At 64.1% G+C, this 19,836-nt stretch carries 22 protein-coding genes; 14 read left to right on the forward strand and 8 right to left on the reverse strand.

What is annotated here, in order from left to right:
* Positions 1-220 precede the first annotated feature (220 nt).
* The 4 genes from HYH08_RS25670 to dnaQ are packed head-to-tail and all read left to right on the forward strand — an operon-like array spanning position 221 to position 3,053.
* Positions 221-1,060, forward strand: a complete 840-nt coding sequence (locus tag HYH08_RS25670; RefSeq protein ID WP_220012623.1) for a pyruvate, water dikinase regulatory protein — start codon at positions 221-223, stop codon at positions 1,058-1,060.
* Between the two features lie 9 nt (positions 1,061-1,069).
* Positions 1,070-1,678, forward strand: a complete 609-nt coding sequence (locus HYH08_RS25675; protein ID WP_220012624.1) for a Maf family protein — start codon at positions 1,070-1,072, stop codon at positions 1,676-1,678.
* A 22-nt stretch (positions 1,679-1,700) separates the two neighbouring features.
* Positions 1,701-2,300 carry a dephospho-CoA kinase gene (gene coaE / locus HYH08_RS25680; RefSeq protein ID WP_220012625.1) on the forward strand — a complete coding sequence of 200 codons (600 nt, stop codon included), beginning with the start codon at positions 1,701-1,703 and terminating at the stop codon, positions 2,298-2,300.
* A 30-nt stretch (positions 2,301-2,330) separates the two neighbouring features.
* Positions 2,331-3,053, forward strand: a complete 723-nt coding sequence (gene dnaQ / locus HYH08_RS25685) for a DNA polymerase III subunit epsilon (RefSeq protein WP_220012626.1) — start codon at positions 2,331-2,333, stop codon at positions 3,051-3,053.
* On the opposite strand, the gene secB is transcribed toward dnaQ, so the two are convergent.
* Positions 3,044-3,529, reverse strand: coding sequence for a protein-export chaperone SecB (gene secB, locus HYH08_RS25690; RefSeq protein ID WP_220012627.1), 486 nt, complete (start codon positions 3,527-3,529; stop codon positions 3,044-3,046). The genes dnaQ and secB overlap by 10 nt on opposite strands.
* Before the next feature lie 418 nt (positions 3,530-3,947).
* On the opposite strand from secB, the gene HYH08_RS25695 reads away from it, so the two are divergent.
* From HYH08_RS25695 to HYH08_RS25705, 3 genes are read left to right on the forward strand one after another with little or no spacing between them, the layout of a single operon-like run.
* Positions 3,948-4,655: a Tim44/TimA family putative adaptor protein gene (locus HYH08_RS25695; protein ID WP_220012628.1), complete on the forward strand. Its 708-nt coding sequence runs from the start codon at positions 3,948-3,950 to the stop codon at positions 4,653-4,655.
* Positions 4,633-6,177, forward strand: a complete 1,545-nt coding sequence (gene mltA, locus HYH08_RS25700; protein WP_220012629.1) for a murein transglycosylase A — start codon at positions 4,633-4,635, stop codon at positions 6,175-6,177. Before HYH08_RS25695 ends, mltA begins: the two co-directional genes overlap by 23 nt.
* Complete coding sequence (locus HYH08_RS25705) at positions 6,174-6,764, forward strand: Smr/MutS family protein (protein WP_220012630.1); 591 nt, start codon at positions 6,174-6,176, stop codon at positions 6,762-6,764. Before mltA ends, HYH08_RS25705 begins: the two co-directional genes overlap by 4 nt.
* Here the strand turns inward: HYH08_RS25705 and HYH08_RS25710 are convergent.
* The 4 genes from HYH08_RS25710 to hslV all read right to left on the reverse strand — a co-directional run bounded on the left by HYH08_RS25710 (position 6,761) and on the right by hslV (position 10,674).
* Positions 6,761-7,885: a hypothetical protein gene (locus HYH08_RS25710; protein ID WP_220012631.1), complete on the reverse strand. Its 1,125-nt coding sequence runs from the start codon at positions 7,883-7,885 to the stop codon at positions 6,761-6,763. The genes HYH08_RS25705 and HYH08_RS25710 overlap by 4 nt on opposite strands.
* 28 nt (positions 7,886-7,913) lie before the next feature.
* Positions 7,914-9,218, reverse strand: coding sequence for an ATP-dependent protease ATPase subunit HslU (gene hslU, locus HYH08_RS25715; protein ID WP_220012632.1), 1,305 nt, complete (start codon positions 9,216-9,218; stop codon positions 7,914-7,916).
* A 49-nt stretch (positions 9,219-9,267) separates the two neighbouring features.
* The gene (locus tag HYH08_RS25720) at positions 9,268-9,870 is read right to left on the reverse strand and encodes a DUF2585 domain-containing protein (RefSeq protein WP_220012731.1); all 603 of its coding nucleotides are present in this window, start codon (positions 9,868-9,870) and stop codon (positions 9,268-9,270) included.
* Positions 9,871-10,113: 243 nt separating this feature from the next.
* Entirely contained in the window at positions 10,114-10,674 is a 561-nt protein-coding gene (hslV, locus tag HYH08_RS25725; protein WP_220012633.1) for an ATP-dependent protease subunit HslV, read from the reverse strand.
* Positions 10,675-10,867: 193 nt separating this feature from the next.
* Here hslV and hisB point away from each other — a divergent pair, with 193 nt between their 5' ends.
* The 7 genes from hisB (at position 10,868) to coaA (ending at position 15,614) form a co-directional block, all read left to right on the forward strand.
* Complete coding sequence (gene hisB, locus HYH08_RS25730; protein WP_220012634.1) at positions 10,868-11,461, forward strand: imidazoleglycerol-phosphate dehydratase HisB; 594 nt, start codon at positions 10,868-10,870, stop codon at positions 11,459-11,461.
* Positions 11,462-11,526: 65 nt separating this feature from the next.
* The gene (locus HYH08_RS25735) at positions 11,527-12,057 is read left to right on the forward strand and encodes a DUF2628 domain-containing protein (protein WP_220012635.1); all 531 of its coding nucleotides are present in this window, start codon (positions 11,527-11,529) and stop codon (positions 12,055-12,057) included.
* Positions 12,054-12,704 carry an imidazole glycerol phosphate synthase subunit HisH gene (gene hisH, locus HYH08_RS25740; protein WP_194465315.1) on the forward strand — a complete coding sequence of 217 codons (651 nt, stop codon included), beginning with the start codon at positions 12,054-12,056 and terminating at the stop codon, positions 12,702-12,704. The genes HYH08_RS25735 and hisH overlap by 4 nt, the downstream gene beginning before the upstream one ends.
* Positions 12,692-13,438 (forward strand): 1-(5-phosphoribosyl)-5-[(5-phosphoribosylamino)methylideneamino]imidazole-4-carboxamide isomerase, encoded by a 747-nt coding sequence (gene hisA / locus HYH08_RS25745; protein ID WP_228748063.1) that lies wholly within the window; start codon positions 12,692-12,694, stop codon positions 13,436-13,438. Before hisH ends, hisA begins: the two co-directional genes overlap by 13 nt.
* Before the next feature lie 3 nt (positions 13,439-13,441).
* Positions 13,442-14,218, forward strand: a complete 777-nt coding sequence (hisF, locus tag HYH08_RS25750; RefSeq protein ID WP_220012636.1) for an imidazole glycerol phosphate synthase subunit HisF — start codon at positions 13,442-13,444, stop codon at positions 14,216-14,218.
* A 91-nt stretch (positions 14,219-14,309) separates the two neighbouring features.
* Entirely contained in the window at positions 14,310-14,633 is a 324-nt protein-coding gene (locus HYH08_RS25755) for a phosphoribosyl-ATP diphosphatase (RefSeq protein WP_220012637.1), read from the forward strand.
* Between the two features lie 24 nt (positions 14,634-14,657).
* A complete protein-coding gene (gene coaA, locus HYH08_RS25760; RefSeq protein ID WP_220012638.1) occupies positions 14,658-15,614 on the forward strand; it encodes a type I pantothenate kinase in 957 nt (318 codons plus the stop codon).
* Between the two features lie 386 nt (positions 15,615-16,000).
* On the opposite strand, the gene HYH08_RS25765 is transcribed toward coaA, so the two are convergent.
* From HYH08_RS25765 to HYH08_RS25775, 3 genes are all read right to left on the reverse strand, one after another.
* A complete protein-coding gene (locus HYH08_RS25765; RefSeq protein WP_220012639.1) occupies positions 16,001-16,630 on the reverse strand; it encodes a histidine phosphatase family protein in 630 nt (209 codons plus the stop codon).
* Between the two features lie 212 nt (positions 16,631-16,842).
* Entirely contained in the window at positions 16,843-19,062 is a 2,220-nt protein-coding gene (locus tag HYH08_RS25770) for a PAS domain-containing hybrid sensor histidine kinase/response regulator (RefSeq protein WP_220012640.1), read from the reverse strand.
* 197 nt (positions 19,063-19,259) lie between these two features.
* Positions 19,260-19,733 (reverse strand): hypothetical protein, encoded by a 474-nt coding sequence (locus HYH08_RS25775; protein WP_220012641.1) that lies wholly within the window; start codon positions 19,731-19,733, stop codon positions 19,260-19,262.
* Positions 19,734-19,836: the final 103 nt, after the last annotated feature.

The raw sequence follows: 19,836 nt of genomic DNA on the forward strand, positions 1-19,836 counted from the left end.
CGGCCAGCTTCAAGGGCTTGCGCGTTTCTGTCGGCAGCTTATCAAGGGGGTTGTCCGCGCAACCCCACTTCTCTCTTTGCGAGGCGCCGGACTTGTTCCGACTGGCAGCGGTGTGAAGAAAATTGGCACTTGTCCCGCCCCCGGTGTCGCACATCCGTTTCCGAGGGGTTAAGCTCCACAGAAATCCACAAACCACACCGTCCTCATACAAAGGGTTTTTGTGCCGACCTCGACCAATTATTTCCATCTGCACCTCGTTTCCGATTCGACCGGCGAGACGCTGATTACAGTGGCGCGCGCCGTCGCGGCCCAGTACGCGAACGTGACGCCGGTCGAGCATGTCTATCCGCTGGTGCGCAGCCAGAAGCAGCTCGACCGCGTGCTCGACGAGATCGAGGAGGCGCCGGGCATCGTGCTGTTCACGCTGCTGGAGAAGGATCTGGTCTCCCGCCTCGAGGACAAGTGCAAGGAGATCAATGTTCCGAGCCTGTCGATCATCGGCCCGGTGATGCAGCTGTTCGAAGCCTATCTCGGTGCTGCGACCACTGGCCGGGTTGGCGCCCAGCACGTCCTCAACGCGGAATATTTCAAGCGCATCGACGCGCTGAACTACACGATGATCCATGACGACGGTCAGCATGTCGAAGGCCTCGACGATGCCGATGTGGTTCTGGTTGGCGTGTCCCGCACCTCGAAGACACCGACCTCGATTTATCTGGCCAATCGCGGCATCCGCACCGCGAACGTGCCGCTCGTTCCCGGCATTCCGGTTCCCGAGCAACTGGAGAAGCTGACACGTCCGCTGGTAGTGAGCCTGCATGCGACGCCGGAGCGCCTGATCCAGATCCGTCAGAACCGTCTGCTCTCGATGGGGGCCGATTCCGGCAGCGATACCTATACCGACAGGCAATCGGTCACCGAGGAGGTCGCGTTCGCGCGCAAGCTCAGCGCCAAGCATGACTGGCCGCTGCTCGACGTCACCAGGCGCTCGATCGAGGAAACTGCGGCCGCGATCATGAAGCTCTACAGCGATCGGCAGCGCAACCGGCCGTCGGACTAAGTGCCTGCGATGGGTTTGTGGCTCGGCAAAGCTCCCTTGATCCTGGCCTCGCAAAGCAGCGCGCGCAAAATGCTGCTGGCCAACGCCGGGCTCGAATTCGAGGCCGTCACCGCTGATATCGACGAGCGCGGCATTCAGGCTGCATCAAAACTGTCGAACCCGCGCGAAATCGGGCTGCTGCTGGCGGGTGAGAAGGCCAAGGCGGTCTCGGCCAATCGTCCGGGGAGCTACGTCATCGGTGCCGACCAGACGCTGGCGCTCGGCGAACGTCTCTTCAACAAGCCCGCCGGCCGCGCGCAGGCGCTGGCGCAGCTGCGGGATCTTGCCGGGAACAGCCACGCGCTGAATTCCGCCGTGGTCGTGGCGCGGGACGGCAAGATTGTCTTCGAGGATGTCTCGGTCGCCCGCATGACGATGCGGCAAATGTCCGAGGCCGAGCTTTCAGCCTATCTCGACGCCGCCGGCGATGCCGTCACCACCAGCGTCGGCGCCTATCAGCTTGAGGGTCTGGGAGTCCATCTGTTCGAGCGCATCGAGGGCGACCATTTCACCATTCTCGGCCTGCCGCTGCTGCCGCTGCTTGCGTTCCTGCGGAGCGAACAGCTAATTGCTGTCTAGACAATCAATAGGCTGGGCCTCGATGCGGATCCTCGGACTGACCGGCTCGATCGGGATGGGCAAATCAACCACCGCGAAATTATTCGCGGAGGCCGGCGTGCCCGTCTACGACGCCGATGCCGCGGTCCATCAGCTTTATGAAGGCGAAGCGGCGCCGGCGATCGAGGCCGCCTTCCCCGGCACCACCGTGAACGGCAAGGTCGATCGTCCAAAACTGTCCGCGCGCGTCGTGCACGATCCTGCCGCCATCAAGCAGCTCGAGCAGATCGTCCATCCCATGCTCGGCGCCTCCCGGCAGAAATTCTTCGCCGATGCGGAAGCGGCCGAGGCGCCGGTCGTGGTGCTCGATATCCCGCTGCTGTTCGAAACCGGCGGCGAGAAGCGCGTCGACGCGGTGGTCGTGGTCTCGACCTCGCCGGAGGTCCAACGCGAACGGGTGCTGGCACGCGGCACGATGGACGAGGCCAAGCTCGACGCCATCATCGCCAAGCAGACGCCGGATGCAGAAAAGCGCCGGCGCGCCGATTTCGTGGTGGATACGTCACACGGACTTGAACCGGTGCGCGCCCAAATCGCGCACATCCTGGCCGAGGTCGTTAAGATGCCGCAACGGCGAGTCTGATTCGCCGCTTCCAAACGGCATTCCAGAATCATGCGCGAAATCGTTCTCGATACCGAAACCACCGGCCTCGATCCGCTCCGCGGCGATCGTCTGGTCGAAATCGGCTGCGTCGAGATTTTCAACCGCATGCCGACGGGACAGACCTATCACGTCTACATCAATCCTGAACGGGACATGCCGGCGGAAGCGTTCGCGGTGCACGGGCTGTCGGCCGAGTTTCTCTCGACCAAGCCGCTGTTCCACGAGATCGTCGACGATTTTCTGGAATTCATCGGCGATGCGCCGCTGGTGATCCACAACGCCTCCTTCGACATCAGCTTCATCAATGCCGAGCTCGACCGCATCAAGCGTAGCCCGATCCCGCGCGAGCGGCTGGTCGACACGCTGCTGCTGGCCCGGCGCAAGCATCCGGGCGTGTCGAACCGGCTCGACGATCTCTGCTCGCGCTATGCGATCGACAATTCACACCGCACCAAGCACGGCGCCTTGCTCGACTCCGAGCTGCTGGCCGAAGTCTATGTCGATCTGGTGGGAGCGCGGCAGTCCCAGCTGCTGCTGGCTTCGGAGAGTGAAGAAATCAGGGTCAGCTCCGCGGGCGATACGCCGCGGCGGCAGCGGCCGGTGCCGCTTGCGCCACGGGTGTCGGATGCCGAGCGGGAGGCCCATCGGGCCTTCATCGCAACGATGGGCGAGAAGGCGATCTGGAACGAGTTCTTGCCCGCTCCAGCCGCCCCTCCCGCCGGTCAGGCCTGACCCGCGGTCGGCTGAGCGGCCATTTGTCGCTCCATGTTCTGGCGGTAGAGACCGACGAAATCGACCGGGTCCAGCATCAGCGGCGGGAACCCGCCGTCGCGCACGGCAGTCGCGATGATCTCGCGGGCGAACGGGAACAGCAGGCGCGGGCACTCGATCATGACCAGCGGATGCAGGTTCTCCTTCGGCACGTTGGTGATGCGGAACACGCCGGCATAGGCGAGCTCGAACGAGAACATCACCTTGCCCGGGGTCTCGGCCTTGCCCTCGACCGACAGCGTCACCTCGAACTCGGTTTCGCTGAGGTTGTTGGCGCTGACGTTGATCTGGATATTGATCTGGGGCGGCTGGCTCTGCTGCTGGAGCGAGCTCGGCGCGTTCGGATTTTCGAACGAGAGGTCCTTGGTATATTGCGCCAGCACGTTGAGCTGGGGAGCCTGGGCCGCCTCGGGAGGGGTGCCGTTACCGTTGGTCATGAAAGTCTCTCCTTACCCGAAATGGGGCTGAATTTCGCGGCGGTTGGCTAACATAGGGCCGCCTCATTCCACAAGGACGAACGGTCCCGGACGGGGAATCCAGGCCGCGCCCACAGCTGTGACGTTCAAGCCGGCCTTTCGACGAAATCGCGCCTTAAACGATTGAAGATGCGCGATTTCCGGGCACGATCGGGTTTCCCCTTAAGCACAAAACGCGCTACAATTCGCGCTGTGCCAAAAGGCGCCATTGGCCGGGCAAGATTTCGTGCCTACATCCCACGGACCAGACGCCCGGACCTATAAATGGTGATGTAGACTTGCCGTTTCCGTGGGGAACGGTCTACTGGCCGGATCGATTTTCCCGGCGACGACCCTTCTAGTCGGCCCTTCTCGAGAAAGACCAGAAAGCGAATACGACGTGGACATCTACACCATCATCTTCCTGGCGCTGGCGGTCTTCATCTTTCTGAGGCTCCGCAGCGTGCTGGGGCAGCGCACGGGTAACGAGCGGCCGCCGTTCGACCATACTGCTGCCCGCAATGCGCTGGGAGGTGCCCAGGACAAGAACGTCGTGACCATGCCAGGCAAGGTGATCGACCAGACGCCGCTGGCGCCGACGGTCGAGCCGACCGCGCCCTCCGATCGCTGGAAGGGTCTGGCCGAACCCGGCAGCACGCTGGCGCAGGGTCTCGACGCCATCGTCGAGAAGGATTCCACCTTCGATCCTCGCCATTTCATCTCCGGCGCCCGCAGCGCCTATGAGATGATCGTGCTGGCCTTCGCCAATGGCGATCGCCGCGCGCTGCGCGACCTGTTGTCGTCGGAGGTCTATGAGAGTTTCGACGCTGCGATCAAGGAGCGCGAGAAGAACGAGCAGAAGACCGAGACGCGCTTCGTCTCGATCGACAAGGCCGAGCTCGTCGGCGCCGAGCTGCGCGACCGCACCGCTCAGCTGACGATCCGCTTCGTCTCGCAGATGATCTCGGCGACCCGCGACAAGGCCGGCAACATCGTCGACGGCAGCGCCGACACGGTCGCCGACATCACCGATATCTGGACTTTCGCCCGCGATACCTCCTCTCGCGATCCGAACTGGAAGCTGGTTGGCACCGGAAGCGCGAATTAAGGTCTTTCTGAAGAACAGCGCGACGGCACTTTGCGCAGGCGTCGTCGTGCTGTCGATGTTTTCGCTCGGCGCGGAGGCTGCGCGGCGCCACTACCGCAGCCACCACCGTCATCTCCCGCAACTGCCCGCCGCCCCGCCGCGGGCGTTGCCCTATCCGCAGCTCCCCTTGCCGTTCGAGATATCAGGCGCGCAATATCTGCCGCTGGCCTGGGCCGACGTGAAGGGCTGGAGCGACGACGACCATCTCGCCGCCTACAAGACATTTCGCGCGAGCTGCAAGACCATCAACGCGCAGACCGGCGCGCCCGAGCCGAAGGCGCTTGAGTCGAAGGCACTTGGCGGGTCGCTGGGCGAACCTTGCAAGGTCGCCAAATCGCTCGAGCTCGGCGACGATGCCAAGGCAAAAACCTTCTTCGAGGAGAATTTCTCGCCGCTGCGGATCTCGCGTCTTGGCGAGCCCGACGGTTTCGTCACCGGCTATTACGAGCCGGTGCTGGAGGGATCGCGGACGCAGACCGACGTCTACAATGTGCCTGTCTATCGCCGGCCCTCGAACCTGTTCGTGCGCGGCTACAATCAGGCCTCGGTCAGCCTGCCCAACAAGGGTCCGGTCTATCGCAAGATCGGCCGCCGCAAGCTGGTGCCCTATTACGACCGCGGCGAGATCGAGGACGGCAAGATCGCCGGCCGCGGGCTGGAGCTTGCCTGGCTGAAGGACCCGACCGATCTCCTGTTCGCGCAGATCCAGGGCTCGGCGCGGATCAGATTCGAGGACGGCACGACGCTCCGGCTCAACTATGATTCCTATAACGGCTATCCCTACACGGCCGTGGGACGCATCTTGATCGAGCGCGGCATCATTCCGCGGGAAGAGATGTCGATGCAGAAGATCAGGGAGTGGATGACGCAGAACCCTGACGGCGCCAAGGAGCTGCGGCGCGCGAACCGCGCCTATGTCTTCTTCCGCGAGGTCAATCTCTCGGACAAGGACGAGGCGGTGGGTGCGCAGGGGATTCCGCTGACGGCGGGACGCTCGATCGCGGTCGACAAGTCGCTGCATGTCTATGGCACGCCGTTCTTCATCGAAGGCGAGCTGCCGATCGAGTCCGAGCGCGCCAGGACGCCGTTCCATCGCCTGATGATCGCACAGGATACCGGCTCGGCGATCATCGGCCCCGCCCGCGCCGATCTCTATTTCGGTACCGGCGCCGATGCCGGCCGCGTCTCCGGCCGGCTGCGCCATCCCATGCACTTCGTCATGCTGGTGCCGAAGGGCCTCGATCCCAGCGCGCGTGCAGCGAAGCTGCCGGTGCCGGATCCGCGGCCGTCGGAGAAGATCGCAAAACTGTTTCCGCAGACGGATCCGGTTAAGCCGGTGGCTCCGGCTGCAGCGGTGGCGCAAGGCAAGGGTGATACCGTCGCTGTCGCGGATCCAATCCCGCTGCCGGTGCCGCGTCCCGTGATCGAGCCCACGCCCGAGCCCCGGCGGCCCGCGAAGAATCGCCCCCATCGACAGCAATGAAACGATCGTCCCGTCCGCCCGTGCTGGAGCCCCGCCCCTCGCCGCGCCGCCGTGCGCTCAGCGAGGAGGAGCGCGAGCTATGGGACCTGGTTGCAAGGCAGGTCAAGCCGCTGAAGAAGCATCGCGCGGTCAAGGCGCATGCCCCGCCGCGCGCAGAGCCTGCACCACCAGCGCCGGTCACGCGAGTTGCGGCATCATCACGGCCGACCGCAGCCGCCCTGGCACCGCGCGTCGCAAAACCGGCGATGCCGCCGCTGGCGCCGCTCGGCAAGCGTGAGCGTACAAAACTGTCGCGCGGGCGCAGCGAGATCGAGGCGCGGCTCGATCTGCACGGCATGACCCAGATGCGGGCTCATCGTGCCCTCACCGGCTTCCTGCACCGCGCCCATCATGACGGGCTGACCTTCGTCCTGGTCATCACCGGCAAGGGCCGCAGCGGCGGTGAAAGCGGCGTGCTCCGTCGTCAGGTGCCGGAATGGCTGAGCCTGCCGGAATTCCGCGCCTTCGTGGTGGGTTTTGAAGAGGCGGCGATCGGCCATGGCGGCGAGGGCGCGCTCTATGTGCGGATTCGGCGGGCGAGGTTTTAAAACGGCCGCACGATGCCGACGCGCGGGATCAGCGTGAGGATCAGGCCGACGATGTTGGTCTTCCTGTCTTCAGCCGGAATCAACGACGTCTCACGCTTCGCCGGCAGCATCTTCACCGCATGCATGAGCAGAAACATGCAGACCGCCCAGTTCGAGATCCAGCGCGAATAGTCGAACACCATCGCGAACATCACGAGATAAGCGAGGCTGATGCCGATCAGCGCCGCAATGACGAGGCGGCGGTGCAGCTCGCTCGCGAGCGCGCCGATCAGGTTGGCGAAGAAGCGCCACAGCGGCGTGTGCAGCCAGATCAGCAGCGCGAACACGGGAATGCCGAGGCTGTTGTGCGGCAGCCGGCCCCAGGTGTCCGAAACCTCCTTCGAAAGTGGCTGGTACCAGATATAGGCGAACTGCAAGAGATCGGTCCGCGACGGATCGGCCATCCGGCTCTTCAGGTATGCGACGAAGTCCGCCTCGGGAATCGGCATCGTTCCCAGAAACTGCGCGGCGAAGAACAGCGCCGAGACGATCGCGAGGGCGATGAAGCCGAACGCGATGTTGGCACGATCGCAGCCATAGGCCAGATAGTGCCTGATCACGACGATGGTGATGATCGTCGGCACGTACATCAGCAGATGAATGTGGTGGATCAGCACGAGAATGACCGCAAACAGCGCGGCCGTCGCCACGAACAGCAATGAGCCCGCCGGCATCAGCAGCAGGATGATGGAAAGCGCACAGCCATAGATGTCGAAATGGCCGAGCGTGTGCATGAAATTCTTCAGGAAGAACGGCGACCCCGCGATGAACACGAAAATGGGCAGTGTCTTCGCGGTGAGGCCGAACGTTCGCTGAAACAGCTTTGCATACAGCGCCAGCGTCGCCAGCCAGATCACCCCGCCGAGCGCGAACACCAGCCACACCGGTACCTTGTCCGTGAACAGCGCGACGATCGCTCCAATGAGCGCGCGCTTGATGAAGCCGAAATGATAGTCGACGACGAGATGGATGTAGGGGACGTAAGGCGGCAGCTGGATCTTGTGAACGAACACGCCGGCAATCACCGCCGCGTTGATCGCGAGCAGGAGGCGCCAGGGGTTTTGCAGGATGCGTGCGGTCACGCCGCATCCATAGCGCGACCGCCCGAAATTACAAAATAAACCGGCTCAAATCTGCGTTCTTGGCGAGGTCGCCGACGTGCTTCTGCACGAAATCGGCGTCGACCTTGACGGTCTCGCCGCTGCGGTCGGGGGCGGTGAAGGAGATCTCGTCCAGCACCCGCTCCATCACGGTCTGCAGCCGCCGCGCGCCGATGTTCTCGACGGTGGAATTGACGGCGACCGCGACGTCGGCGAGCGCGTCGACGGCGCTGTCGGTGATGTCGAGCGTGACGCCCTCGGTCTGCATCAGCGCAACATATTGCTTGATCAGCGAGGCCTCCGGCTCGGTCAGGATGCGCCGCATGTCGTCGCGGGTCAGCGCCTGCAGCTCGACGCGGATCGGCAGGCGGCCTTGCAATTCCGGCAGCAGGTCGGATGGCTTTGCGACGTGAAAGGCGCCCGACGCAATGAACAGGATGTGGTCGGTCTTGACCGCGCCGTGCTTGGTCGAGACCGTGGTGCCCTCGATCAGCGGCAAGAGATCGCGCTGCACGCCCTCGCGCGAGACGTCGCCGCCAACGCGGCCGTCGCGGGCGCAGATCTTGTCGATCTCGTCGAGGAACACGATGCCGTTGTTCTCGACCGCGCTGATCGCCTCCAGCGTGAGCTGATCGGTGTCCAGCAGCTTGTCGGATTCCTCGTTGACGAGGATCTCGTGCGAGCCTTCGACCGTGAGCCGCCGCGTCTTGTTGCGGCCTCCGAGCTTGCCAAAAATGTCGCCGATCGAGATCGCGCCCATCTGCGCGCCCGGCATGCCGGGAATCTCGAACATCGGCATGCCGCTGCCGGAGGATTGCGTCTCGATCTCGATTTCCTTGTCGTTCAACTCGCCGGCGCGCAGCTTCTTGCGGAAGGATTCCCGCGTCGCGGAGCTGGCATTGGCGCCGACCAGCGCGTCGAGCACGCGCTCCTCGGCGGCGAGCTGCGCCCGGGCCTGCACGTCCTTGCGCTTGCGCTCGCGCACTTGGGCGATCGCGACCTCGACGAGATCCCTGATGATCTGCTCGACGTCGCGGCCGACATAGCCGACCTCGGTGAATTTCGTTGCTTCCACCTTCAGGAAGGGCGCATTCGCGAGTTTTGCCAATCGCCGCGCGATTTCCGTCTTACCGACGCCGGTGGGCCCGATCATCAAAATGTTCTTCGGCAACACCTCTTCGCGCAGCGAGCCCTCGAGCTGCTGCCTGCGCCAGCGGTTGCGCAGTGCGATCGAGACGGCGCGCTTGGCATCGGCCTGGCCGACGATGAAACGGTCGAGTTCGGAAACGATTTCGCGGGGGGAAAAGTCTGTCATGTCTGTCTAGCTAGGGCGGGAGGCGGCCAAGGACAAGCCGCATTTGAGGTCAGATGATCGGCGGACCCGATTGCCATTGTTTCACGGCGTCGATGGGGTGGATCAGCATCAGGATATTGAGGGTCAGATTGTCGCGAATGTGAAGCGCGAGCATGATTTCGAAGCCGAGGCCGACCAGCACGGTGGTCCAGGCCGGCAGCACGCGCGCGGCGAGGAACCCCAGCACCATCGACAGATTGTCGGAGACCGAATTGACGATGCTGTCGCCGAAATAATCCAGCGAGATCGTGCCGGCGCGATAGCGCTCGATGATGAACGGCGAGTTCTCGACGATCTCCCAAGCGCCCTCGATCAGCATGGCGGCGATCAGGCGCGCCGGCCAGGACAAGGTCAGCAACGGCAGCCGCGCGAACAGCAGCCAGGTCAGGCCGTAGAACAGGAAGCCGTGCAGGATGTGCGAGAACGTGTACCAGTCTGCAATGTGCTGCGAATTTTCCGAGCTGTTGACCACGCCGTGCCAGAGCTTGACGTAGCCGCAGGTGCAGATCGGCACGCGCCCCATCGCGAACAGGATCAAGGCTTGCAACGCCAGCAGCAGCAGCGCGATGCCGACCCAGGCGGCTGGGGGGATGGCCGTGCGGATATCGCGCATGTCGTCGTGGACAAGAGTCATGGGACGCGCATCATCGCAGTGAGAGGCCATCATGCGCAACCAGAGCGATGCTGCGCTCCCTCTCCCGCTTGCGGGAGAGGGTTGGGGAGAGGGCTGTCTCCGCGATGGGACAGTCCCCAAGAGGAGAGAGCCCCCACCCGGCGCGTTGCGCCGACCTCCCCCGCAAGCGGGAGAGGTTGCACCGAGCGCGCGGATGGTCATTCGGACAAATGGCGCTGCGCCCTAGCCGGCCGTCAGACTCTCAATCGTCAAATTGCCGTTGGTGTAGACGCAGATCTCCGAGGCGATATCGAGGGAGCGGCGGACGATGGTCTCGGCGTCCTTGTCGGTGTCGAGCAGGGCGCGGGCCGCGGCGAGGGCGTAGTTGCCGCCGGAGCCGATCGCCATGACGCCGGCCTCAGGCTCGAGCACGTCGCCGGTGCCGGTCAGGACCAGGGAGACGTCCTTGTCGGCCACGATCATCATGGCCTCCAGCCGCCGCAGATAGCGGTCGGTGCGCCAGTCCTTGGCGAGCTCCACGGCCGCCCGGGTCAGCTGCCCCGGATATTGCTCGAGCTTGCTCTCCAGCCGCTCAAACAGCGTGAAGGCATCGGCGGTGGCGCCGGCGAAGCCGCCGATCACGTCGCCCTTGCCCAGTTTCCGGACCTTCTTGGCGTTGGACTTGATCACGGTCTGGCCGATCGAGACCTGGCCGTCGCCGCCGACCACCACCCTGCCGCCCTTGCGGACGGTCAAAATCGTGGTGCCGTGCCAGCCCGGCGAGCTGTTCTGGGAATCCTGCATGAATGACCCTCGTTGTCGGGCCTGATTTAGGCGGTCGCAGCTAAGGGCACAACGGGCCGTTCCGGGCCGAATTTCACTCACCATAGGCAGAAGTAGAGGCCCGGACAGCCGTTCCCGCAGTAGCGAAGGTGTCATTTGGCTGTTAATAGACTGGCGTTTTCGGTCCAAAACCAGAATGGAAACCGGCATTTCAATGCGCACCGCGACGATCAAGCGCAAGACCAAGGAAACCGACATCGAGGTCGCCGTGAACCTCGATGGCACCGGCGTGGCTGATATCGCGACCGGCATCGGCTTTTTCGACCATATGCTCGATCTCCTCGCCCGCCATTCCCGCATCGACCTCAAGGTCAAGGCGGTTGGCGATCTGCACATTGATTACCACCATACCACCGAAGATACCGGCATCGCGCTCGGCCAGGCGGTCAAGCAGGCGCTCGGCAACATGGCGGGCATCACCCGCTATGCCGGCGTGCACATGCCCATGGACGAGACGCTGTCGCGCGTGGTCATCGATATTTCGGGCCGCCCGTTCCTGGTGTTCAAGGCGGAATTCCCCCGCGACAAGATTGGTGAGTTCGACACCGAGCTGGTGCGCGAGTGGTTCCAGGCCTTCGCCATCAACGCCGGCGTGACTCTCCACGTCGAGACCCTATATGGCGATAACAGCCACCATATCGCCGAGTCCTGCTTCAAGGGTCTGGCGCGGGCGCTGCGGACGGCGGTCGCGATCGATCCCAAGACGGCGGGCGAGATCCCGTCCACCAAGGGCTCGCTCGGCGGCTGACATCTCCGTTTTGGCGGCCAACGCTGCCGGCGGCATCACTGAATGATTGAGAACGGGGCATCACCATGCCTGCCTACACAGTTCATGCTCCCTTCCCTGGCGGAGCCGATCCGCGCGCGACCGACAAGTTCGTGTTCGTACGCGACGGCTTCCATTTCTGGGCGATGGTGTTCGGCCCGTTCTGGCTGCTCTGGAACCGGCTCTGGCTGGCGCTGATCGGCTGGATCGTCTTGCTGGGCGCATTCGATGCTGGCCTGCACAGCGTCGGCGTCGGCCGCAGCTCGATCTTCTTCGCCAACTGCATCATCGCGCTGCTGATGGGTTTCGAGGCCTCCAGCCTGCGCCGCTGGACCCTGTCGCGCGGCAAATGGCGGCAGCTCGATGTCGTCGTTGCCGATGACGAGGATACCGCCGAGCGCCGTTTCTTCGAGCGCTGGAGCAAGAAACAGCAGGGCATCGTCAATGATCAATGGGCGGTGGATCGCGGCGGCCCGCCGCCGACCCGCGGCGTGCCGGGTCAGCAATTTTCCAACCCGCCGCCGATTCCGGCCGGCGGCATCATTGGTTTGTTTCCAGAACCGGGAGGGTCAAGATGAGCGTTGCCATCATCGATTACGGTTCCGGGAATCTGCATTCCGCCGCCAAAGCCTTCGAGCGCGCCGCGCGCAGCTTGGAAAATCCGCAGAAGGTTTTCGTCACCAGCGATCCCGACCAGGCTTATGAAGCCGACCGCCTGGTGCTGCCCGGTGTTGGTGCCTTCGCCGATTGCCGGCGCGGGCTCGATGCCGTCAACGGCATGGTCGAGGCGATCACGGAAGCGGTGCGCGTCAAGGCGCGGCCGTTCTTCGGCATCTGCGTCGGCATGCAATTGATGGCGAGCCGCGGCAAGGAGCACGTCATCACCGAGGGCCTGAACTGGATCGGCGGCGACGTCGAAAAAATCACGCCGCGTGACGAGAGCCTGAAGATCCCGCACATGGGCTGGAACACGCTGGAGCTGCTGCAGGAGCATCCGGTGCTGAACAAGCTGCCGCTCGGCCCCAAGGGCCAGCACGCCTATTTCGTGCACTCCTATCACCTCAACGCTGCCAATGAGGCGGACGTGCTCGCGCGCGCCGATTACGGTGGGCCTGTCACCGCAATCGTCGGCAAGGACACTGCCATCGGCACGCAGTTTCACCCCGAGAAGAGCCAGCGTTTTGGGCTGGCTTTGATCTCGAACTTTTTGCGATGGAAACCGTGATTCTCTTTCCCGCGATCGACCTCAAGAACGGCCAATGCGTGCGCCTCGAGCAAGGCGACATGGCGCGCGCGACCGTGTTCAACCTCGATCCCGCCGCGCAGGCGCAGAGCTTCGTCGCGCAGGGTTTTGAGTATCTCCACGTCGTCGATCTCGACGGGGCTTTTGCCGGCAAGCCGGTGAACGCGCACGCCGTCGAGGCGATGCTGAAGACGATCAAGATTCCGGTGCAGCTCGGCGGCGGCATTCGCGATCTCAAGACCGTCGAAGCGTGGCTCGACAAGGGCATCACCCGCGTCATCATCGGCACCGCCGCGGTGCGCGATCCCCAGCTGGTGAAGGCTGCCGCGAAAAAATTCCCCGGCCGCGTCGCGGTCGGGCTGGACGCGCGCGATGGCAAGGTCGCCGTCGAAGGCTGGGCCGAGACGTCGCAAGTCACGGTGCTGGAGATCGCCAAGCGCTTCGAGGATGCCGGCGTTGCCGCCATCATCTTCACCGACATCGCGCGCGACGGCCTGCTCAAGGGGCTGAACCTGGATGCGACCATCGCGCTGGCCGATGCGATCTCGATCCCGGTGATCGCCTCCGGCGGCCTCGCCTCGATCGAGGATGTGAAAGCCATGCTGACGCCGCGCGCAAAGAAGCTCGCCGGCGCGATTGCCGGCCGCGCGCTCTATGACGGCCGGCTCGATCCCGCCGCCGCCCTCACCCTGATCCGCGACGCGCGCAGGAGCTGACACATGTTCAAAGTGCGCGTGATCCCCTGCCTCGACGTGAAAGATGGCCGCGTCGTCAAGGGCGTCAATTTCGTCGATCTGCGCGATGCCGGCGATCCCGTCGAAGCCGCGATCGCCTATGACGCCGCCGGTGCCGATGAGCTCACCTTCCTCGACATCACCGCGACCCATGAGAACCGCGGCATCATGCTGGACGTGGTCCGGCGCACGGCCGAGGCCTGCTTCATGCCCGTCACCGTCGGCGGCGGCGTGCGCGAGGTCAACGACATCAAGACGCTGCTGCGCGCCGGCGCGGACAAGGTGTCGATCAACAGCGCCGCGGTCTCGCGCCGCGAATTCGTCAAGGAAGCCGCCGAAAAATTCGGCGAACAATGCGTGGTGGTGGCGATCGATGCCAAGCGCGTGAAGCGCGCGGGCCGCGGCGAGCGCTGGGAGATCTTCACCCATGGCGGCCGCAACTCGACCGGGATCGATGCCATCGAATATGCGCAGGAAGTGGTCTCGCTCGGCGCGGGCGAAATCCTGCTGACCTCGATGGACCGCGACGGCACCAGGCAGGGCTTTGACATCCCACTGACCCGGGCGATCGCCGACAGTGTTCCCGTTCCCGTGATCGCCTCGGGCGGCGTCGGCAATCTCGATCACCTCGTCGACGGTATTCGCGACGGGCATGCCACCGCCGTGCTGGCTGCCTCGATCTTCCACTTCGGGGAATTCACCATCCGCGAGGCCAAGGAGCACATGGCCCGGCGCGGCCTGCCGATGCGCATGGATGCCTGACGACTCCGCTTCATAAAAATGCTACATAGTCCGGCGGGGAATGGCCTCCGCCGCCCAAGTATGCTGCCAAGCGTGTTTCCGAGTAAGTCCGATGCCGCGTTTCACGATCCACGATCTGGCCGAGACCATCGACGCGCGCGCCGCCGCCGGCGGCGAAGCCTCCTATACCCGCAAGCTCCTGGACAAGGGCGCCGAGCATTGCGCCAAGAAGTTCGGTGAGGAAGCAGTCGAAACCGTAATCGCAGCAGTCGAAAACGATCGCGCGCATCTGATCGCCGAGAGTGCCGATCTGCTCTATCATTTCCTTGTGCTTTTGAAGGCACGGGGCATAAGGCTGGACGAGGTCGAGGCTGCGCTGGGCAAGCGCACCTCGATGTCAGGGTTGGAAGAAAAGGCGTCGCGCAAAAGCGATTGAGCACGGCAACGGAAAGGCGGCGTCATGGATATCCGCGCACCCGAGCAGCAATATAACCCCTACCGCGTCTACACGCGCGAGGAGTGGGCGCGACTGCGCGACGACACGCCGATGACGCTGGAGCCGGGTGAGTTCGACCGGCTACGCTCCCTGCACGACCGCCTCGATCTCAAGGAAGTCGAGGACATTTACCTGCCATTGTCGCGCCTGCTCTCGATCTATGTCGATGCGACGCAACGCCTGTATTACGCCGAGCGCCAGTTCCTCAACATTAGGGATCGCAAGGTCCCCTACATCATCGGCGTGGCCGGCTCGGTTGCGGTCGGAAAATCCACCACGGCCCGCGTGCTCCAGGCGCTGCTGGCGCGCTGGTCGCCGCGTCCGAAAGTCGACCTGATCACCACCGACGGATTCCTCTATCCGAAGGCGCTGCTCGAGCAGCAAGGCATTTTGCAGAAGAAGGGTTTCCCCGAAAGCTATGATCTGCCGCTGCTGCTGAGCTTCCTGTCCGACATCAAATCGGGCCGTCGCCATGTGCGCTCGCCAGTCTATTCGCATCTGACCTACGACATCGTGCCGAACGAATGGGCGGAGATCGACCAGCCGGACATCTTGATCGTCGAGGGCGTCAACGTGCTGCAGACCGGCAAGCTGCCCCGTGACGGCAAGGCGGTGCCTGTGGTCTCCGACTTCTTCGATTTCTCGGTCTATATCGACGCGGACGAGGCGGCGCTGCGGCGCTGGTACATCAAGCGCTTCCTGGCGCTGCGTGACACCGCGTTCACCGATCCGAAGTCTTACTTCAACCGCTACGCGCTGTTGTCGGACGAGGAAGCCACCGCGACGGCCACCGCGATCTGGGAGCGCACCAACCTCGCCAATCTCGAGGACAACATTTTGCCGACCCGTCCGCGCGCGACGTTGATCCTGAAGAAGGGCGCGGATCACGCGGTGGAGAGCGTGGCGCTGCGAAGGCTGTAATCGCGCCGGGCGGCGCGGCCCCGGCCGGGGCAGAGTATCTTTTGTTGCAGACCGGCATGAGGTATTCGGCTATGAGCTTCGAAAACGCGAGGGCTCCATGGTTGATCGTCTCAGAAGCGCTGCGGAGCAGCTCGAAGCGCCGACCTGCCCGGACTGCCATGTCGAGATGAGGTGGTATCGTTCGGAACTGCTGGCAGACGAGCCCGTCCCTATGATCGCCCATCTGTTCGTATGCCCGCATTGCAAGCGCGCCGCGCGGACCGACACCGTCTTTAAGGGAACTCAGGGGCGACCCGACAAGCTCTCCGCCCCGCGTTTTGTCGCTTCCGTGGCTTAACGCGCCGGCCCGCTGCGTAGGCCTATACTGATGCGCGTCGCCGGCGCTCTCATTTGCCGGCTTTCACGGTCCATTCCGCAGGCTTGATGCGTGCCATGAAACTCGCAGGCCCGGAGCCGCTTGACCGGTAGACGAAGGCTTCGCCTTCCTGAACGTCTCCCGCCTCCTTGCCGAACGCATCGGCAATGTTCGTCTTGTGGGTGACGAGGACGGTGTTCGTCCCGGACGCCGGCGCCTGATCGACGAGTTGGCGCACGGCAGCTCCGGCCTTTGTATTCGCAGCAGTGGGGTTCGCCATTCCCGATGCGCTGGCGTTGCTGCTGTCCGTCAATGCGTCGACCGGTTTGCCCTCCTTGCCGGTGATGAGCTTGCCGGCTTCGATCGCGCGGTTCAGACGGCTCGTGTAGACGTCGCCGATCGGAATCGCGTGCGCCTGGATCGCGGATCCGATCTGACGTGCCATGTCCCTGCCCTTCTCACTCAGCTGGCGCTGGGCACCCATGTCGTCGAACCTGAAGGGATAGACATCCTTCTGGCTGTCGTCGGTCGCAGTGTGCCGAAACACCAGAATATAGCCGCCTTGTTTCAGCGAAGTGATCAGCTGCGCCGTATCCGCTGCGGCGGCCCGGGAGCAAACGACCAGCAGGACCATGACGGAGAGGCGGGAGAGCACATTCATGCGCGTATCCTCGTCGGAAACCTGGCCCCCAGGGGGATGATGACGCGCAGTGGGTTGGATTTCAATTGGCTATTATCGGCGGGAGACGCGCGTGGGGCAGGCCTCTCACCGCATCGTCATTGCGAGCGAAGCGGCTTGTCCGCCGAAGCCAAAGGCTTCGGCGGACAAGTCGTCGCAAGGGCGCCCCGCAATGACGATGGAGAGAGGGTGCCCTACACCGCCAGATGCCGTGCCTTCGCAAGTCCGGCCAGCGCCTCTTCCAGTTTTTCGCGATCCAGCGGCTTGATCAAAAACCCGTTCATGCCGGCCTCGAAGCAGGCATAGCGATCCTCCACTAAGGTGTTGGCGGTCAGCGCGAGGATCGGCGTAGTGTGGCCGTCGGTGGCCGACTCATGCGCACGGATGCGCCTGGTCGCCTCGATGCCGTCGAGCTGCGGCATCTGGATGTCCATCAGCACGAGATCATAGGGCGTGCCGGCCGATGACGCGGCCAGCCAGGATTCCAGCGCGGCCTCGCCATGGACGGCGATGACGACGCGGTGGCCGAGTTTTGTCAGGAGCGACCGCATCAACAGCGCGTTGATCTCGTTGTCCTCGGCGACGAGAATCGAAAGCCCCTTCGCCGGCGCGGCGGTTTCGGCTGGCGGCTCCGGCGCGAGCTCGGGCGAGGCGACCTCCGGGGTCAGCGCCAAGCGCGCCGCGAGCGAGGCTGCGCGCAGCGGCTTCACCAGGAAGCCGGTGAAATCAGGCGAGAATTCTTCGTGGCGCGAGCCCGGCGTCAGCAACACCAGCCGCTGCAGCGCATGCGCGCGGGCGGCTTCGGCAAGATGATCAGCCACAGTGGCGCCGACCGCGCGGTCGACCAGCACCGCATGCCATGAGCGTTCCGGCAGCAGCGCCTCGGCGACTGACGCATCCGAGACGAGGCAGGTCTGGCCGCCCCAGTGCTCCAGCCGCCGCGCGATCAGCGAGGCCTCGATGCCGTCGGCGACCAGGAGGATCGACTTGCCGGTGAGATCAGGACTCGGGAATGCGGTCTGCCCGGCGCTGGCCTGCGACGGCGCGAGCGGCACTGCGACCTCGAAGGTCGAGCCTTTGTCCAGCTCGCTCGTGAGCGTGATCCGGCCGCCCATGCGCCTGACGATGCGTTCGCTGATGGCAAGGCCGAGCCCGGTGCCGCCATAGGTGCGCGCGACGCGCTCGTCGGCCTGCTCGAATTCGCGAAAAATGCGCTGCTGCGCTTCGGGCGCGATGCCGATGCCGGTATCGCGGACCAGGAAGCTGATTTCGTTCGGCCAGATGCCGGGCTCGACGATCAATGCGACACCGCCATTTGCGGTGAACTTGATGGCATTGCCGGCGAGGTTGAGCAGCACCTGGCGCAGCCGCGCCGCGTCTCCGACGACTTCCAGTGGCAGTCGCTCGTCGACATAGGCAGCGATCTCGAGCTGCTTGGCTTGCGCGCGCGGCGCCAGCAGCTCGGTGATCTCCTCGATCAAGGTCGAGAGTGCGAAAGGGCGTTGTTCGAGATCGAGCTTGCCGGCTTCGATCTTGGAATAGTCGAGCAGCTCCTCGATCAGCGCCATCAGCGCTTCGCCGGACGTTTTCACTGCGCGGGCGTAGGTAGTCTGCTCCGGCGTCAGATGTGTATCGAGCAGAAGCCCGCCCATGCCGATGATGCCGTTCAGGGGGGTACGGATCTCGTGCGAGGCCATCGCGAGGAAGCGTGATTTGGCGCGGTTGGCGGCATCGGCCTGGTCGCGCGCCTCCGACAGCGCGCGCTCGGTCTCGGTGCGGTCGGTGACGTCGCGCCCGACGCTCTGCAGTTCGGCGGCCTGGCCGGCATCGAGGCGGACATAGCCTTCGCGCCAGGCAATCCAGCGCGCGCCGAGCGGCGTCATGATGCGCTGGTCATGGATGCGCGTGCCGTTGCTTTCGCGGGCACTGTCGCCCTGCTCCAGCACATCGAAGTCAAAGCGTGTGCCGACCAGCGCGCCGCGATCCTGTCCGGCCAGCGCGCAATAGGCGTCGTTGGCAAAGGTGATGCGGCCTTGGGTGTCGCGCAGCACGATGAGATCACCCTGTGACTCAAAGAGGCTGCGGGCGCGTTCTTCGGCTTCCTTCAGCTCCCAATTTCGGTCGATCAGCGCCTCGTTGTGGGCGGCGAGCGCACGCATTCGCTTGTTGACGAAGCGCAGCCGCATGCTGAGCGTGGCAAGGCCGAGGCAGGCGAGCGCGAACAGGAAGCTCGCGCCGATCGCAAACGTATTGGGATCGTAGCCGGAATTTTCGGAGCGGCTACCGGAGACGAAGCCATAGGCACCGCCGAACGTCGCCGAGAAGATCATGAAGGAGCGGATCGCGAACGCAATTCGAGGATGCTGCCGCCTGAAGCGGCGCATGCGTACCTTGACCCGGAACGTCCGATCCATCGCCACCGACCCTTGTCCGAAACCCCGCTGCCGCCGGGTGCGACGATGTCTTGCCGACCTTGCGAACAGCTTGAGGCTTTGGTTCAGCCTCCAAACAAGGTTAGCGAGGTGTTAAGGCCTCAGAGCATGATCCGGACCCGGAGGGCCGCGTTAGCGCAAAGTGTGCAGCGGTTTTCCGGAGAGATCATGCTCACACTTCAAAGGGAGGCCGCCTGGAGCGGAAGCGGGCGTTGGCCGCCATGGGCGCCGACGATCAGGGCCGCGGCCTCGCGCTGCGAGAAGGTCTTCGAGCGCACATAGATGCGATAATCGGCGGGTCCGTCGGTGGACAGATAAATCACCGGGCCGCCATCGACCGGCTGCGCGGCGATGGTGACGAGCCGGTTCGCCGGACTGGCTTCGCAGGATTCGGTCTCGGAGCCGAGGCCGTCGTCCACGACCGCGAAGTCGGCATCATTGGCATCTTCGGTGATCCGGACCCGCACCGTGGCGCGCTCCGGATCATCGGTGAAGGCGACATGGACGCCGGCGGTCCAGAACAGGGTCGTCAGCTCGACGGAGGTATCGCCGAGGGCGATGCAGGGACGCGAGACCGATCCGATCTCGGCGCGGGCAAATATCGCGGCAGCCAGCAGGGGAACGGCCGAAGCCAGGATCTTGAAACGCAACATGACACTCTACTCACCAAGCCGCTCGGGAACTGTCCCCTGGAACTCTTTGGGCCTTATGGTTTGCAGAGCGTAAAGGAAACTCGTTACCGCCGGGTTGATGCGC

The sequence above is a fragment of the Bradyrhizobium sp. BR 10289 genome (assembly GCF_019455385.1).
GTDB lineage: Bacteria > Pseudomonadota > Alphaproteobacteria > Rhizobiales > Xanthobacteraceae > Bradyrhizobium.